This is a genomic window from Actinomyces succiniciruminis (assembly GCF_900002405.1).
Classification (GTDB): Bacteria; Actinomycetota; Actinomycetes; order Actinomycetales; family Actinomycetaceae; genus Actinomyces; species Actinomyces succiniciruminis.
Genome location: NZ_LK995522.1, coordinates 1 through 16,272, shown reverse-complemented (window position 1 = coordinate 16,272; position 16,272 = coordinate 1). Strand labels below are relative to the sequence as shown.

Below are 16,272 nucleotides of genomic sequence, written 5' to 3'. Positions count from 1 at the left end.
CCGCCTAACGCTAAGGGGTGTTGGTGGGGTGTGGGGTGGTGTGGGGGCCGAGGTCGGTGGTGATGGCGGTGGGGTCGAGGGTGGCGTCGGCGCGTTGGAGTGCGGCGTCGAGTAGGTCTAGGGGCGCGGGTGCGCCGGGTTGGTCGGTGTTGGATACGGTGGTCAGGACGATGATGCCGGGCTCTTGGCCGTTGTTGGTGGTGACGGCGGCGTAGATGCGCTCAATGTGGTGCTGGGCTCCATCCTCACCGGTCGTAGTCATGGTGAAACCTGCCAGGGTGTCCGGCAGATCCGCAGTGGCGTGGAACACTCCTTCCCCGGATTCCAACGGATATTCAGACCAATACTGAGTAGTCAGATCGTTACCGTCGCAAGCCGCAATGTCCTTCGCAATGCTAGCGAAGCTGCCGTTGGGTCTGATAGTGGATATGTTAAGGGCAAGCGTCTCATAAACCGTAGCATTGCCCGCTTTGTACTCCACGGTGACTGTGTGAAACGGCTCAGACAATAAAGTGATGGTGACACTGTTTTCGATGCCCATGCAAAAAGTTTCTACGCGTATTCCGCGGTGGGCGGTCTGACTGGTTGCTCCGGAGACGTCCGCGAGTGTTAGGGCGGTGGTGGGGATGGGCTCCGGGGTGGAGGTGGCCTCCTGATCGGCGCCACCATGGCTGCAAGCACTAAGCAGGAAGGCAGTCAGTACCAACGCCAACAACGATCGAAGACTATGTGCGAGGTTCATGAATAGAGTTTCTGGAATTTCTGATTGAAGTTGGTGTCAATATTGCTGGCGGCGTCCCCCATGCATCCTGGTGTGTCGGCCAACATCTCTAGTTCGGTGTTCGCTCTCTCCTTCTCCTCGTCACTCAGGCGTTCGTATTCTTGTGGGGTGATGAGTCGGTAGGTGCCGTCCGGCTCTTGGACGGTGGCGGTGGAATAACTGTCGAGAGTCTGGCCTGAGTTGGGGTCTTGGTAGCCGTTGAGGCCAGCGGCGTCAGCGACCCAAAGCATCCTGCGCATATAGGAGCGGTAAGCCTCACGGGCGATGGCTTCCTGTCTTTCAGTTTCGGTGTCCGCATTACTCGCCCACGTCTTGCTCGCCTCCTCCTGGAGGTGGCTGATCAAGGCGTCCGAGGCCCAGCCGACACCCTTGGTTGTTCCCGGCGGGGAGAAGGTTTTGACTAGGCCGGCTAGCTCGGAGGCGGGCTTGCCGGCCATATCAATCCAAGCTTGCGCGTACTCGTCAATTGACTCTTCCTCCTCAATGGCTCCGGTACCAATGGCGTTGGCAATACCACCCTCTGCAGCGCCCCAACGGTCCGCCACTACCTGGAGGGTGCTGCGGTCGCTGCCGGGGGGCAGGGAGTTGAGCTCGGCGTTGTTGACTGCGGTGCGCAGGTCGATGAGGGCCTGGCCATCGCGGCCGACGACCCCGAGTACCGCATCCAGTGTTTCCTCGCTGAACCAAGGGTTGTCAGGGATATTCTGATTAGTCGGCGTGGCGAGATCGTAAGTCAGATCGTCGCCGGGTCTGCTTGGCGAGCTCGCGTAGGTGGCTACTAGGGAGTCCATGTAGGTCTCGAGAATGTGTCCGAGGGACTGGGCTCCCTCGACTCCCCGTTGGCTGCGTTCGACGCCGAAGTCGTCCCGGCCCGCGAGGGCCTCAAGGCCGCGGGCGGCAATGCTGGACGTTTCCTGCTTGTGGGCTCTCATGAGGTACGGGGAGGTCGAGGCGGAGTCCAGGGCGGCAGCGATACCGGATAGATCACCGCTGTCATAGGCGTACTGGCCCGCCCAGTAGCTGACCCGACCATCGTCGCCGGAGAAGAACTCGTAGGAAGCGTAGGGGTGGCCTCCCAGGTCATGCATGATGATCGAGGGAATATCTAGGGCCCAGGCCTCGTCCGCCTCGTTGATCATGCCTGGGAGGAAGCGTGACGGCGTGCCCCAGTTCCATGGGCTCGGCATGCCTCGCTCGTTGGCCTCGTGCTGTAGTTGGTCCATCTTTTCGGCCGTACCCAGGATGAACTTATTGCCTGCGGTGGTGTCGTACAGGAGGTAGGCCAAGGACTCATTGCGGTTCTCAAGCCGGTAGTAAGAAGAGTCGGGGTCCGGGTACGCCGCTGCCTCTACCAGGTCGGCACCGAACTGCTGGGTGTAGTCCGGCTCCCATTGCTTGGTAGCGATCTCGAGTCCGTGCTTGAGCTGCGCGAGTGTCTTCTGGGCCATCTCGCGCTCGGAGTCGCCGGCACTGTAGGCCAGGCCCACATGGTTACCCACCGCCTCGGTCAGCGCCAGCGTCCCATCGGGACCCAGACTGCTGAACAGGGCGGCATTAACGTTCTCGTTGCCGCCCCACGTGTCCAGATACTTGCTCAGGGTCTCCAGGCGCGGATCGCCCTTCTCGTAATCGGAGGTAGCGATGTCGGTGCCGAGAGACGCGATGGCCTCGCCGAGAGCGGTCTCCATCTCCTCCAGGGTGTCCGGGTCCTCGCCGTCGACCTCGTAGCTCACCTCCCCGGACTCGGGCAGGTTGCCCTCGCTGTCGGAGTTGATCAGCACAATCCAATCGACCTTCGCCGACAGGAAGGTCGACTCGTCTTGCAGGCTTTCCACGTAACCAGGAACCTGCGCCAGGGACGACGTCGACAGGTACAGCCTGCGTCCCTCCGACGCGCTGGTGTCATACAAGTCCTCCACACTGTCCGCAAGACCGGACAGAGAGGTGGCCGCGGAACGCAGATCCTCAATATTGACCTTGACCAACGTCATGACCGCACATCCTCCTCAAACAGGGCCAGGAAACAACCACCGGTGGGCGGCAGACGGAGCCTCACTCCCAGTCCGCCTTCCAAGACTCCGCAGGGTCGTTGACATCGACGTTCTCAGGCTCCTCGGCGTATGCGTCGTCAACATCACCCTTGTAGTTACTGAAGGCGGTCTTGATACTCGAGCCAAGCGTGTCGACACCCTCGATCCAGCCCTCCGCCGCCGGCGACTCCCATGCCGCCGCTACGTCCTGACACACCTTCGTACAGACATGACCAAAACCATTAGGTGGAGTAAGGGAGAAGGCCATCGTCGCATTGAGATCCGAGGAGTGGTCTCCGATAGCGTCCCGGTAGAGGTTCTTCTGAAGATCCCCATCGGTGCTGTCAGCGTCGCCGCACATGCATGGCCTCCCAGCAGGGTTCGAGGAACAAAGCTGCCGTTACTGTACCGTGTTGTTACGCAGGATGTGTGTGCGCCAGCTCACATAATAGTCTTGTTTGAGGTTCTAGCGGGTCTGGTAGCGCGCTCCGATGGCTGCTATGGTCAATTTGTTATTTTCCCGTGCGCGATGTTCATGGGAGGTTCCTGATGAGGTTTGGTGTGCGTAGGTGGGCCGGCGCGGTAGTGGGGGCCGTGCTGCTGGCCGGGACGTCCCTGATGGCGTGCTCGTCCGGCTCCGACGAGGGCGGCCTGGACATCCCGACTTTTGATCCGGAGGCGATGGCCTCGGAGGATGCGGGAGCGTCGGCGGCGGCAGCGGAGGCATCCGCCTCGGCCGAAGCGTCTGCTGCCGCGGCCGGTGTGGTGAGCGCTGAGTCGCTGACCGATGCGGAACTGGGCTATTACGTGGTGTCAATCCCGGAGGATCTCGACGAGGCGCAGGCGCAGGTGCTGGCGGACTACGTGGCCTACGACAAGGCCACCTGGCGGGTCTGGTTCACCGGGGAGGGCATTGACGACGTCGCCCTGGTCGCCACCGGGGACTTGTTGGATCGGATCTATGAGAACTACTCGAACCTGAACGGCGAGCACTCGAACCCTCCGGTCAGCGTCGGGATCAGCGAGGTGACCATTACTGACGACGGCACACTCGCAAGCATCACTACGTGTCTTGATCGTACGCAGACAACCCGATCGGATGCTGACGGCAACGACATCACCGACCCCGAGGTCCAAGCTCTGGTCGAGTTCTCGATCCAGATGGCGCCCGACGCCGAAGGCAACTGGGTTGCGTACGAGGAAACGGCGGTTTCTGAAAACGAGTGCACTACGGAGCAGAGCTGATGCGTAAATCGAGAGCCGTCATATCGCCTATCCTGGTGCTGGTGCTTTGCGTCGCTCTTCCGACACCCACTGCGGCTGCGGTCGACGGGGACTCGACGCGTCCGGATACGACGGTGTCGGTTGGTGGTACGCAGTCTTCCGATGGCGGGGCTTCGCTGGAGGCGTCGGTGACGGTGACGTACACGATGGCCAGCGGTGGGGCGGTGGATGTTCCAACCACCACGACTTCGCAGGTGACGTCGGTGGCGCCGTCTTGCGGATACAAGCCTGGCCGTACGGGCGCGGAAGCGGCCGAGTTCATTGGCGGATTCGGCGATGAGAAGGCGAACAGGGCGGTGGCCGCCATGTACCCGGGCTGGGAGGACTATGTAGACGACACCACGGGGCGCTGGTGGACGCGCTACTGCGACGAGTCGGCCTTTGCGGATCAAGACGCTTACGTTGAGGCGGCACGGGAGTTCAACGCAGAGCACCCGTGGCACGTGTGGGTGGCCGAGGGCGAGGACCCTCCGGACTCTGAGGTAGATCCGGCCGCGTTGGCGTCTGCGGTGTGGACGAGCGTGAGCGCGGCCATTCCGTCTCCTAGCATTGACCGGAATCCTACGATCGGTGAGTCCCGAGCGACTGTTGTCGGTTTTGATACCTGGGTGTGGGCTACGGCGGATACACCTACGCGGGTGGAGATTGTTGCCGCGGTGGGCTCGACCAGCGTGACGGTTATTGCTACATCGTCGGGGCTGGATCTTTCGGCGCAGGACGCCGAGGCCGATTGCACGGGCTTCGGGATTCCGTGGACTCCTGCTAACGATGCTAAGGGCACCGACTGCGTTATCGTATTCGACCGTTCCAGCGCTCATCTGGGCGGCACTACCCCGATGAATGTAGATGTCCAGTACAGCGCGTCGTGGAGGTCGACTACGGATCGTTCGGGTTACCTGGGTGCCCTGACCACTACCAGCACTGTTGAGATCCCAGTCGCTGAGATCCAGGCCCTGAACACCAACACCCGCCAGCCCTAGGTCGTGCATCGCCCCGGCACGGGGCGGGAGGTCGAGACGCCGCTCAGCCGATCCCGGCAATGGGCGCGGATAGGGGAGTGCCGGAGGCGTCCCGACGCTCGTCGGGGTCCGGCAGGTCGACCGGCTGGCCGCCACTGCCCACGGCCCGGGCTGGACCGACCCCCACCCAGGCGAGCACCAGCTGATCCTCGCCGCGCAGGAAGCGCTGCGCACGCACGCCCCCGGTCGCCCGGCCCTTGGCCGGGTAACGGTCCAGCGGGGTCACCTTGACACTACCGGAACCGGTCCCAGGCAGCGCCCCCGCGCCGTCCGCGACTGTGACCACCACGGCCTCGGCCAGCAGGTCGACGGGCACGGATGCTCCGGCGACGACGCGAGCACCCTCGTGCAGGGCCACCCCCGCCATGCCGCCGGCACCGCGCCCCTGCGGGCGCACCTTGGCCGCCTCGAAGCGCAGCAGGCGGGCATCGGAAGTCACCAGCGCCAGCATGTCGGAGTCCGCGGCCACCCCGGCGAAGACCACGCGGTCGCCGTCGGCCAGGGAGATGACCTCCCAGGCATCGCCGTGCTTGGGCTCGCTCCCCGGCTTCACCCGCTTAACCACGCCGCCGGCTGTAGCCAGCACAATCGGGGTGCCAGACGTATCTCCGGGGGAGCCGATGGGCACCAGGCCCACGATCCGCTCGTCCGGCTCGACATCCGCCAGCAGCCGCGCGGGCTGCCCGCCGGCCAGAGACGGTGCCCCCTCCAGGCGCGGCACCTCCGGGGTGGACAACACCTCCATGCGCACCAGCCGACCCGCGTCGGTGACTACACCCACGTGCCCGCGCGCCGTCGTCGCCACCTGGGAGACGAGGGCGTCATGGCGCTGCCGCCCGCCCGAGCGCGGCACCGGCTCCGCCCCACCCACGCGGGCCACCAGCCCGGTGGCAGACAGCAGCACCCGACACGGGTCATCCGGCACCGTCAACGGCACCTCCCCGGCCCCGGCCATCAGGCTGACCGCGGCGGCCTGTCGCATCGCCTGCGAGGCGCCGCCACCGGCACCACCGGGCGCGCCCACGCCGCCGTTCAGCGCCCCCGCGCCCGTGCCCGCAGCCTCCAGCAGCACGGTGCGCCGCGGCGTGCCGAACTCCTCCGCCACGGCCGCCAACTCGCGGGAAACCGTGGCCCGCAGCAGCGACTCGTCGTTCAAAATCGCCTCCAGCTCGGCGATCTCGGCCGCCAGCTCGTCGCGCTCCTTCTCCAGCTCGATCACGGAGAACTTGGTAAGCCTCCGCAGCTGCAGCTCCAGGATGTAGTTCGCCTGCGGCTCGGACAGGTCGAACACCTGCATCAGGCGCCGACGGGCCGTGGCCGCGTCCTCGCTGGAGCGGATCACCTGAATGACCTCGTCGATGTCGACGATCGCGATCAGCAGGCCCTCCACCAGGTGCTGGCGCTCGCGTCGCTTGCCCAGGCGGAACCGGGTGCGCCGCTCCACCACCGTCAAACGGTGGCGGACGAATACGTCCAGCAGCTCCCGCAGGCCGAGCGTGCGCGGCTGGCCGTCCACCAGGCACACGTTGTTGATGCCGAAGGAGTCCTCCAGCGGCGTGTGCCGGTACAGCTGCGCCAGCACCGCCTCGGGGTTGTAGCCGTTCTTGACCCCGATCACCAGCCGGGTGCCGTGCTTGCGGTCGGTCAGGTCCGCGACGTCGGTGATGCCCTGCAGCTTCTTGGAGGACACCGTCTCCTTGATGCGGGCGATCACCTTCTCCGGCCCCACCAGGTAGGGCAGCTCGGTGACCACGATGCCCTTCTTGCGGGCGGTGATGTTCTCGATGCGGGCCGTGGCGCGGGTGGAGAACTTGCCGCGGCCGGTGCGGTAGGCCTCCCGGATCCCGTCCAGGCCCACGATCATGCCGCCGGCCGGTAGATCCGGCCCCGGCACGAAGGCCATCAGCTCCTCCAGGGTGGCGTCCGGGTGCGCCAGCAGGTGCCGGGCGGCCGCCACCACCTCGGTGAGGTTGTGCGGCGGCATATTGGTGGCCATGCCCACCGCGATGCCGGAGGCGCCGTTGACCAGCAGGTTCGGGAAGGCCGCCGGCAGCACCTCCGGCTCGGTCAGGGTGTAGTCGTAGTTGGGGGCGAAATCGACCGTGTCCTCGTCGATATCCGCCGTCAGGGCCAGGGCGGGTGCGGCCAGCCGCGCCTCCGTATAGCGGGGCGCGGCGGGGCCGTCGTCCAGGGAGCCGAAGTTGCCGTGCCCGTCCACCAGCGGCAGTCGCATGGTGAAGGGCTGCGCCAGCCGCACCAGAGCCTCATAAATGGCCACGTCCCCGTGCGGGTGCAGCCGCCCCATGACGTCGCCGACCACACGGGAGGACTTCACGTGCGGCCGGTCCGGGCGCAGCCCCATCCGGTCCATCTGGAACAGGATGCGCCGCTGTACCGGCTTGAGGCCGTCCCGGGCATCCGGCAGGGCGCGCGCGTAGATGACGGAGTAGGCGTACTCCAGGAAGGAGGTGCGCATCTCCGTGGGCAGGTCCTGCTCGACGATGAGATGGTCGGTGGGCGGGGGCGTCGGCGGGGCGGACTTCGGCATAGTCGCATTGTGGCCCGCCGCGGCTTCGCCAAGGGGGCAACGACACCCGGGTGCGGCGGCAACAATGGCATGATCTGCCCCATGACGTGGACTGCACAGGCTCGCCCCGGGGATGAGGCCCCCACCCCGATGTCGTTGGTCGACGAAGTCACCCGCGCCGGCTACTACCCAGAACTCGTGCTCGGCACCCTGAACACGGCCGTCGCGGGGGAGGAGATCCTCGCGGACCTGGTGCAGGCCGAGACCGTGTTCGACGACGCCGTCCACCGGCACCTGACCGTTCTGGCCCTGACCTCCACCCGCCTGGTAATCGTCCACGTGGACGACGCCCCCCGCGAGGACGGCCTGCCCGGGGCTCTGGCCACCAGCGAGGCCGTGCCCGTGTCCCGCATCAACTCCGTGGGCCTGACTCGCGGCGTGTCCGAGCCGGCCAACGGCGGGGGCCGGCTCACGGAAATGACCCTCGCCCTGGCCTGGGGCTCGGTGCGCCGCATCGACCTGGAGCCCGCCGCCTGTGGTGACCCCGAATGCCAGGCCGACCACGGCCTCACCGGCGTGTCCGTCCCCGACGACATCGTGGTGCGTGTGGCCGCCGGCGTCGAGGGCGACGAGGCCCTGGCCCGCGCCGAACACTTCGCCCGGGTCCTGTCCGCCGCCACCGCCCGGGCGGCGGCACACGCATGAGCACTCCACAGCTGCGCCAGGTACTGGCCGCTGCCGCCGTCGGCGCCGGGCTGACGCTGCAGGCGGGACCACCGGGGGCGATCACCGCCGCCGAGGCCCTGTCCGCCGCCACCGATTGGGGATTGGCCAATCCCGACGCCGACACCCGCGCAGGGGTCGTCGTCGTCCTCGTCGACGGACTCGGGTGGCGGCAGCTCCAGGAGCGTCGTGGACACGCCCCCACCCTGCGTGCCTGGCTGGGCGACGCCGATTCCACCCCCGGTGGGGGCGTTGCCCGCACCTGTGCCCCCTCGACCACGGCCGCCGCACTGACCACTTTGGGCACCGGCGCGCTGCCCGGGGTCACCGGCATGGTCGGCTACAGCGTGCTCAACCCGCGCGTGGGTCGTGACCTGCCCGGTGACACCACTCCGGACGCCGCCCAGAACCTGTGCCTGATCACCTGGGAGGGCGCCGCCCCCGACCCGCGCCGCTGGCAGGACGTGCCCACCGTGTTCGAGCGCCTCGCCGCCGGCCCGCGCGCCGCCGGGCACGACTCGCTCGCCGTCACCATCGGCCCGGCCCGTTTCGCCGGGTCGGGGCTGACCGAGGCGGCCCTGCGCGGCCCGGCGCACCTGGGCGCCGACCGCATGGAGGACCGGCCCGCGCTTGCCGCCGGCGCCCTGGAGCGCGGTGTGCCCCTGGTGTACCTGTACGTGGGCGAACTCGATCATGCCGGCCACCGCCACGGCTGGCGCTCACAACAGTGGCTGCGTCAGCTCGAACGACTGGACGCCACCATGGCGGAGTTGCTGCGACGCGTGCCCACGGGCACCCGCGTGCTGCTGACCGCGGATCACGGCATGGTGGACACCGACGCCGCGCACCGCCTCGACCTGACCGCGCACCCCGCCCTGGCGCGTGACGTGGTCGCGGTCGCCGGGGAGCCGCGCTTCACTCAGCTGTACGTGCCGCACTCCGACCCGGAGGCGGCCGCGGCGGTCGCCGACCGCTGGCGCAGCGTGCTGGGGGAGCGGGCCGCGTGGGTGGGTACTCGCCGGGAGGCCGCCACCCTGCTGGGCCCGGTGGGGGAGCGCGCCGAAAGCGTCCTGGGGGACGTGCTGGTGGCCATGGCCGACAACTGGGTGGTGGTCGACCCGCGCGTCCACTCCGAGAGTGCAATCGCCATGCCGGGCGTGCACGGTTCCCTTACGGATACCGAAATGACGGTGCCGCTGCTGCTGGCGCGGGCCTGAAGTCTGGAGGCCCGGGGCGGGCACGCGCCCCGACCGGGGAAGTGCGGACGGTTACTCCGGCTTGGCGCCGAAGACGATCTCATCCCAGGAGGGCACCGACCGGCGGGAACGCCGCTTGGGCTTGGGCGCGGGCGCCGCGGGCATCTCCGGGAGGGCGTCCTGAGTGGCGGCCGCGTCACCGGAGGCGTCACTGGACTCCTCCTGCTTCGGCGTGGGCGTGGGGGCGGCGTGCAGTCGGCTGCCCGCCGGGTGGTTGCCGGTGTGGGCACGGCGCCGCTCCGACATGGAGACCACCTGCGCCTGCCCCTGGGCGGGAGTGTCCGGTGCCGGGTTCTCCGGTTGCTTCGCGGTGGCGTCGTCCTCGTCGGGGGCCTGCGTCTCGATCCGGCGGCCACGGTTGGAGGCCAGGTCCGCCAGCAGCGCCTCGGTAGAGTCGGCCGGCGGCTCCGGGGCCGCGGCCGGGGTACGCGCCGACGCCGGGGAGGCCGCGCCCGGCGCGGCGGAGTCCTGGTCGAAGACGGCCGGCCGGCGTCCGGCTCCGGCCTCCGTCAGCCAACGGGCCTCGTCGTCCAGGGCCGACACGGAGCGGGCCGTCAGGTCCAGCTCCCAGCGCGCCCGCTTCGCCTGCGCGCCCTGCACGAAGGTCAGGATGATCTGCCACGGCTCGCGCCCCTCGCGCAGCGCATCCCACTCCAGGCTGTCCGGTTCGACGCCGCGCGTGGCCAGCCGGTCCACGGCCAGCTCGCCCAGTACGGGGGAGTCCTTCTCCCAGCCGATGCGGCAGGCCTGCGCCTGCTGCACCGCCCACAGGCGTTCGGCGATGACCGGCCCCTCGAAGCGGCGCACGTGCTCGACGTCCAGTCCGGTGGCGGAGGCGACCTCCTCCGCGCTCGCGCCGGCGCGCATGAGTGCCTGCAGCTCCCGGGGGCGGACGGTCTGGCCGGGGGAGGGCGGAGGCGGAGTGGGGGCCGTGGCCGCGGGGCGCGCGCGTCTGACCGCGGCCCGCAGTGCGTCGTCGACGACGATGCTGTAGCGCTCACCGCGTGCGTCGGTCATGACGATGGTGTCGCCGTTGGCGCCCAGCAGCTCGAGTTCGATCATTTACGTGGGCCTCCTTACAGTCCCCCGCGGCCCGAGGCGGGCGGGCCGCACAGGGCTCAGCGTGCCATCTAAGCCGCCCCGTGTCCGGGAGGCGGGGCCGCGTGGCATCCACCAGCCGCCGCCTGTTCGCCCACAGCCGCTGCTGCTGGCCCGATCAGCCGGTTCCCGCCGCCGCCGCCTGGTGCTATGGTGCGCGTGCCCTGGCTCCCTGGGGCGGCGCACGTTCATTGAGCGGGAGCCGTCCCCGGCAGCCCGACGCTGCCCGGGAGCCCTAGGCAGAGCCGTCCACAACAGAAAGTGACGAGGCTATGGCAACCGACTACGACGCCCCGCGCAAGAACGACGACGAGCCCGAAGCGGACTCCATCGAGGAGCTCACGGCTCGTCAGAAGGACCAGTCCTCGGAGGCGATTGAGGAGGACGAGAACGAAGTCGCCGAGGGCTTTGAGCTTCCCGGAGCCGACCTGTCCCGGGAGGAATTGAGTGTGCATGTCGTCCCCCAGCTGGAGGACGAGTTCACCTGCTCGGAGTGCTTCCTGGTGCACCACCGCAGTTCCCTCGCCTACGTCGATGACAAGACCGGCCTGCCCGTGTGCACGGACTGCGCCGGCTGATAGGAGGTACTGACTGATGGGCCTGTTCTCCCGCCGCCACCACGACGCCGGGGGCGAGGCAGCCGCCCAGGAGGAGTCCGTTCCGGAGGAGCCGGTGGAGCCCGGCACCGGACCTTGGGATGTCGACGCCGTTCCCGCCGACTCCGCCCCCGCCGGCCGCATCGACCTGGGCGCCCTGCGCGTGCCCGCCGTCGACGGCATGCAGATCCGGATGGAGCGCGCCGGTCGGGATGCGGACGCATCCGCCGCGGTCCTCATCCTGGGCGGGTCGACCCTGGAGCTGCGCGCCTTCGCCGCCCCCCGCACCGCCGGCATCTGGGAGGAGCTGCGCGCCGACATCACCGCCGAACTGGCCCGCGCGAAGGCCACCTATGAGGTGGTCGACGGCGAGTGGGGCACCGAGATCCTCGCCCAGGTGCCCGTGCGCACCCCCGAGGGGCGGGCCGCTACCGTCGCCGCCCGCTTCATTGGCGTGGACGGGCCGCGCTGGTTCCTGCGCGGCGTCCTCCAGGGGCCCGCAGCCACCGACGCCGACGCCGCCCGCCCCCTGCGGGAGGTATTCGCCAACACCGTCGTGGTGCGGGACGGCGCCGCCCGGCCCCCGCGCGAGATCCTGCCCCTGCACGCCCCCGGCGTCACGAAGGCGCCGGAAGCCGAGGATCTCCCGGGCCTGGACCCGCTGCAGCCCGGCCCGACCATTGCGGAGGTCCGATGAGTCGACCCGCCCGCTCGCTCAGAAGCCGTCTGACCGACCGGGTGCGCTCTCTACGCGCCAGCCGCGAGGACTTGGCCGCCGCCGACGAGCAGGACTCCGCCTCCCGGCGCGGCACGACTCTCATCAGGGACTTGACGCCCCGTCGGCGTGCCTGCGTGTCCGGCGTGCTGCGCGCCGTCACCTACCGGCCCGCCTCCGCCAAGCCCGTGCTGGTGGGCCGGCTGTTCGACGGCACCGGTTCGGTGGATCTGATCTGGATCGGTCGACGCGCCATCGCCGGTATCGCTCCGGGTACCCACCTGCGCGCCGAGGGCATGGTGGTGGCCGGCCACAGCCGCCCCAGCATCTACAACCCCGTGTACGAGCTCCTCGGGCAGGACGCATGAGCGAACGGACCGACACCGACCCGTCCACCCGCAGCGGGCTCGGCGCCCTGGACACCGACCGCTTCGACGCCGCCGCCGCGGTCGGCGGCTGGCGCGGCATCCTGGAATCCGCCGCCCCCACCCTGGTGTTCGTCTGTGTGCTCGCCGCGCGCCCCCACGCCCTCGTGCCGGCCCTGCTCGCCTCCCTGGCGGTCAGCGCCGTCGCCCTGGTGGCCCGGCTGTGCGCCCGCCAGAGGCTCACCCAGGTGCTCGGCGGTGCCGCCCTGGCCGTCGTCAGCGCCCTGTGGGCGTGGCGCTCGGGCAGCGCCACGAACTTCTACGCCACCGGACTGGTCATCAACGCCTGCTGGCTGGCGGCCACCGGCGGCTCGCTGCTGGTGCGCCGGCCCCTCGTCGGGCTGCTGCTGGACGCCTGGCACGCCGCGGCCGGCGAGTCCCGATCCGCCGACGCCGGCGCGCGCCGCCGCTACGCGGTCGGCACCGGCATCCTGGCGGCCATGTTCGCCCTGCGCCTGGCGGTGGAACTGCCCCTATACCTGGCCGGTGAGGCGGTCGTGGGCGCTCTCGGCGTGGCCCGGCTCCTGCTCGGCCTGCCCCTGTTCGCCCTGACCCTGTGGTTCGTCTGGCTGATCGTCAACCCGACGCTCAGGCCAGTTCCGCAGCGCCACCCTCAGCGTTGACGTCGGGCTCGGCCACTGGCTCGTCGATGGTGGTGAAGATGGCCGGCACCTCGCTCAGCGCCGCCTCACCCGCCCGGGCGGTGAGGAACAGCAGCTCGTCGCCCCGCTCGAAGCGGTCGTCGCGTCCCGGCCGGATCGGCCGGTAATCGCGCAGGATCGCCGCCAGCACCGTGTGCGGCGGCAGCTCAACGTCGCTGACCAGCTCGCCGATGACGGGGGAGTCGTCCGGCAGCGTCAACTCGTGCATGATGGCGCCGGACTGGTGGAAGGTGAACACCGGCACCAACGAGCCGACGCTGACCGCCTCCTCCACCAGGGCCGTCATGATGCGCGGGGTGGAGACCGCCACGTCCACACCCCAGGTGTCGTCGAACAGCCACTCGTTCTTCGGGTTGTTCACCCTTGCGACCGTGCGCGGCACCCCGTACTCGGTCTTGGCCAGCAGGGAGACCACCAGGTTGACCTTGTCATCCCCGGTGGCGGAGACGACGACGTCGCAATCGCCGGCGCCCGCGTCGGCCAGAGAACCCGGGTCGCAGGCGTCCGCCAGCTGCCAGTCCGCCTCCGGCACGGAGGCGATGCGCATGGCGTCGGGGGCACGGTCCATCAAGGTGACATGGTGGCCGTGGCTGATCAGTTCGCGGGCGATCGAGCGGCCCACCGAGCCGGCTCCGGCAATGAGAATCTTCACGCTCAAACCTCCTGGGCGGGCGGACGGGACAGGGCGCGCTGCATGGCCGGCAGCTGCTGGGTGGTGGCCGCCAGGTGCAGGCGATCATGCTCCTGGATGATGGTTCCCGCCTGTGGGATGACGACCCCGGAGCCGCGGGAGATCCAGGCCACCCGCACCTCGAGCCGCTCCTCCAGGGAGCCGACCGTGGTGCCCACCCAGGCGGGGGAGATGTCGGGCTGGACCAGCCCGGCGGCGCCGGACGGGTCCATGAACTCCCGCGCCGTCCCGCCGGGAAGCACGTGCCGCATCATGTGCTCGGCCGTCTGCCGCACCGTCGCCACGGTGGGAATGCCGAGCCGCTCGTACACGTCGGCGCGAGTGGGGTCATAGATGCGGGCGACGACATGCTCGACGCCGAACAGTTCACGGGCCACGCGGGCGGCGATGATATTGGAGTTGTCCCCATTGGACACGGCGGCGAAGGCGTAGGCCTCGTCGATGCCCGCCTGCTCCAACGCGTCCCGGTCGAAGCCGATGCCCTTGACCTTACGACCATTGAAGTCGGCCGGCAGCCGCCTGAAGGCGTCGGAGTTCCGGTCGATGATGGCCACCGAATGTCCCATGCGGTCCAGTTGCGAGGCCATGGAGGCCCCCACCCGGCCGCAGCCCATGATGACGAAGTGCACGAGGGGAACGGTACTCCGTCGACGTGGGCCCCGGTGGGCGGGAGGCTTGGCCCGGGCGGGAGGCGGACGTAGCATCGTCGTCCGTGCGTGACTTCGCCGACCGCGTCAAGCGGCTTCTCGTCGGTCGTCCGGTGCCCAGCCGGGCCCTGGGCGAGACCCTCCTCCCCAAGCGGATCGCCCTACCGGTGTTCGCCTCCGACGCCCTCTCAAGCGTCGGCTACGCCCCCGACGAGATCCTCGTCACCCTGGCGGCGGCGGGCCTGGCCGCTACCGCCCTGTCGCCCTGGATCGCCCTGGCCGTGGTGGGTGTGCTCGTGGTGGTGGTCGCCTCCTACCGGCAGACCGTCCACGCCTACCCCTCCGGCGGTGGTGACTACGAGGTGGTCTCCACCAACCTCGGCCACCGGGCCGGCCTGCTGGTCGCCTCCGCCCTGCTGAGCGACTACGTGCTCACCGTCGCCGTGTCCATCTCCTCCGGCACCGGCTACCTGGTCGCCGCCGTCCCCGCGCTGGCCGCCTACAAGGTGGAGATCGCGGTGGGCATCGTCACGCTGCTGGCTCTGATCAACCTGCGCGGCAGCCGCGAGTCCGGCGGCGCCTTCGCCCTGCCCACCTACCTGTACATGGGGGCGGTCGGGGTCATGGCCGTGGTCGGCTTCATCCAGGAGCTCACCGGTACCCTCGGGCAGGCGCCGTCGGCCGGCTATGAGGTGGTTGCCCAGTCCGGCTGGGACCAGGGCCTGACGGGCCTGGCCGGCGCCTTCCTGATCCTGCGGGCCTTCTCCTCCGGCTGTGCCGCCCTGACCGGTGTTGAGGCCATCTCCAACGGCGTGCCCAGCTTCCGCCGGCCCAAGTCCAAGAACGCCGCCACCACCCTGCTGCTGCTGGGCATCATCGCCGCCGCCATGCTCATGAGCGTGGTGCATCTGGCCGGTGCCGTCGGCGTGCACATGGTGGAGAACCCCGCCACCGAGCTGCTCGACGACGGCGTGCCACTGGGCACGGGCTACCACCAGGATCCGGTGATCGGGCAGATCGCCGCGACCGTGTTCGCCCGCTTCCTGCCCATGTTCTACCTGGTCACCGTGGTCACCGGTCTGATCCTGGTGCTGGCCGCCAACACGGCCTTCAACGGCTTCCCGGTGCTGGCCAGCGTGCTCGGCCGCGACGAGTTCCTGCCCCGCCAACTGTCCCAGCGCGGCGACCGGCTGGCCTACTCCAACGGGATCATCGTCCTGTGGGCCGGCGCCATCGCCTTCATCGTCGGCTTCCAGGCCAACACCAACCGGCTGATCCAGCTGTACATCGTGGGCGTGTTCATCTCCTTCACGCTCTCCCAGATCGGCATGGTGCGCCACTGGAACCGGGAACTGGCCACCGCCACCGACCCCGGCGCCCGCCGGCGCATGCGCCGCTCCCGCATCGTCAACGGCATCGGCGTGGTCGGTACCGGCACCGTGCTGGTGATCGTCCTACTGACCAAATTCACCCGCGGTGCCTGGATCACGCTGAGCGTCATGGCGGTCCTCTACCTGGTCATGAACGCCATCCGCCGGCACTACCGCCGCGTGGCCGAGGAGATCGCCATCTCCGACCTGCACGACGCGCGCCTGCTGCCGGCACACGTGCACGCCATCGTCCTCGCCTCCCGCCTGCACCGGCCCACCCTGCGCGCCCTGACCTACGCCCTGTCCACCCAACCGACCTCCATCGAGGCCGTCACCGTCGACACCGGCGACGGCGCCGCCGAACGGCTCCTGGACGACTGGGAGGACGCCGAGCTGCCGGTGCCGTTGACGGTGCTCGACTCCCCGTTCCGGGACATCACCCGCCCCA

General features: G+C 69.2%; 16 protein-coding genes. 9 read left to right on the top strand and 7 right to left on the bottom strand.

The window, feature by feature from the left end; translation table 11 throughout:
* Positions 1–10 precede the first annotated feature (10 nt).
* The 3 genes from BN1056_RS09680 to BN1056_RS09670 all read right to left on the bottom strand — a co-directional run bounded on the left by BN1056_RS09680 (position 11) and on the right by BN1056_RS09670 (position 3,172).
* A complete protein-coding gene (locus BN1056_RS09680; protein ID WP_210580732.1) occupies positions 11–262 on the bottom strand; it encodes a hypothetical protein in 252 nt (83 codons plus the stop codon).
* 476 nt (positions 263–738) lie between these two features.
* Complete coding sequence (locus tag BN1056_RS09675) at positions 739–2,772, bottom strand: hypothetical protein (protein WP_210580730.1); 2,034 nt, start codon at positions 2,770–2,772, stop codon at positions 739–741.
* Positions 2,773–2,833: 61 nt separating this feature from the next.
* Positions 2,834–3,172 carry a hypothetical protein gene (locus BN1056_RS09670; RefSeq protein WP_210580728.1) on the bottom strand — a complete coding sequence of 113 codons (339 nt, stop codon included), beginning with the start codon at positions 3,170–3,172 and terminating at the stop codon, positions 2,834–2,836.
* A gap of 161 nt (positions 3,173–3,333) precedes the next feature.
* Between BN1056_RS09670 and BN1056_RS09665 the strand changes: the two genes are divergently transcribed.
* Positions 3,334–4,056, top strand: a complete 723-nt coding sequence (locus BN1056_RS09665; RefSeq protein WP_210580726.1) for a hypothetical protein — start codon at positions 3,334–3,336, stop codon at positions 4,054–4,056.
* Entirely contained in the window at positions 4,056–5,075 is a 1,020-nt protein-coding gene (locus BN1056_RS09660; protein WP_210580724.1) for a hypothetical protein, read from the top strand. The genes BN1056_RS09665 and BN1056_RS09660 overlap by 1 nt, the downstream gene beginning before the upstream one ends.
* Positions 5,076–5,118: 43 nt before the next feature.
* Here the strand turns inward: BN1056_RS09660 and BN1056_RS09655 are convergent, their stop codons facing one another.
* On the bottom strand, positions 5,119–7,662 hold the full coding sequence (locus tag BN1056_RS09655) for a DNA gyrase/topoisomerase IV subunit A (protein WP_210580723.1): 2,544 nt from the start codon (positions 7,660–7,662) through the stop codon (positions 5,119–5,121).
* 81 nt (positions 7,663–7,743) lie between these two features.
* On the opposite strand from BN1056_RS09655, the gene BN1056_RS09650 reads away from it, so the two are divergent.
* Both BN1056_RS09650 and BN1056_RS09645 read left to right on the top strand, forming a co-directional pair.
* A complete protein-coding gene (locus BN1056_RS09650) occupies positions 7,744–8,346 on the top strand; it encodes a DUF5998 family protein (protein ID WP_073332615.1) in 603 nt (200 codons plus the stop codon).
* Positions 8,343–9,581, top strand: a complete 1,239-nt coding sequence (locus BN1056_RS09645) for an alkaline phosphatase family protein (RefSeq protein ID WP_210580720.1) — start codon at positions 8,343–8,345, stop codon at positions 9,579–9,581. The genes BN1056_RS09650 and BN1056_RS09645 overlap by 4 nt, the downstream gene beginning before the upstream one ends.
* Before the next feature lie 51 nt (positions 9,582–9,632).
* On the opposite strand, the gene sepH is transcribed toward BN1056_RS09645, so the two are convergent.
* Entirely contained in the window at positions 9,633–10,682 is a 1,050-nt protein-coding gene (gene sepH, locus BN1056_RS09640) for a septation protein SepH (RefSeq protein WP_210580718.1), read from the bottom strand.
* 308 nt (positions 10,683–10,990) lie between these two features.
* On the opposite strand from sepH, the gene BN1056_RS09635 reads away from it, so the two are divergent.
* Genes BN1056_RS09635 through BN1056_RS09620 form a run of 4 tightly spaced genes read left to right on the top strand, consistent with a single transcriptional unit; the run spans position 10,991 to position 13,077 of the window.
* On the top strand, positions 10,991–11,296 hold the full coding sequence (locus BN1056_RS09635; protein WP_073332607.1) for a DUF4193 domain-containing protein: 306 nt from the start codon (positions 10,991–10,993) through the stop codon (positions 11,294–11,296).
* A gap of 16 nt (positions 11,297–11,312) precedes the next feature.
* Entirely contained in the window at positions 11,313–12,011 is a 699-nt protein-coding gene (locus tag BN1056_RS09630; protein ID WP_210580716.1) for a DUF3710 domain-containing protein, read from the top strand.
* Positions 12,008–12,397, top strand: coding sequence for an OB-fold nucleic acid binding domain-containing protein (locus BN1056_RS09625; RefSeq protein ID WP_210580714.1), 390 nt, complete (start codon positions 12,008–12,010; stop codon positions 12,395–12,397). Before BN1056_RS09630 ends, BN1056_RS09625 begins: the two co-directional genes overlap by 4 nt.
* Positions 12,394–13,077 (top strand): DUF3159 domain-containing protein, encoded by a 684-nt coding sequence (locus tag BN1056_RS09620; RefSeq protein ID WP_210580712.1) that lies wholly within the window; start codon positions 12,394–12,396, stop codon positions 13,075–13,077. The genes BN1056_RS09625 and BN1056_RS09620 overlap by 4 nt, the downstream gene beginning before the upstream one ends.
* Here BN1056_RS09620 and BN1056_RS09615 read toward each other — a convergent pair.
* Together BN1056_RS09615 and BN1056_RS09610 are read right to left on the bottom strand one after the other, a co-directional pair.
* Positions 13,043–13,768, bottom strand: a complete 726-nt coding sequence (locus tag BN1056_RS09615; RefSeq protein ID WP_083565900.1) for a potassium channel family protein — start codon at positions 13,766–13,768, stop codon at positions 13,043–13,045. The two genes, BN1056_RS09620 and BN1056_RS09615, sit on opposite strands and share 35 nt — an antisense overlap.
* Positions 13,769–13,770: 2 nt before the next feature.
* A complete protein-coding gene (locus BN1056_RS09610) occupies positions 13,771–14,436 on the bottom strand; it encodes a potassium channel family protein (protein ID WP_073332599.1) in 666 nt (221 codons plus the stop codon).
* An 83-nt stretch (positions 14,437–14,519) separates the two neighbouring features.
* Here BN1056_RS09610 and BN1056_RS09605 point away from each other — a divergent pair.
* The coding region (locus BN1056_RS09605; RefSeq protein WP_210580711.1) for an APC family permease at positions 14,520–16,272 on the top strand (1,753 nt) is incomplete at its 3' end.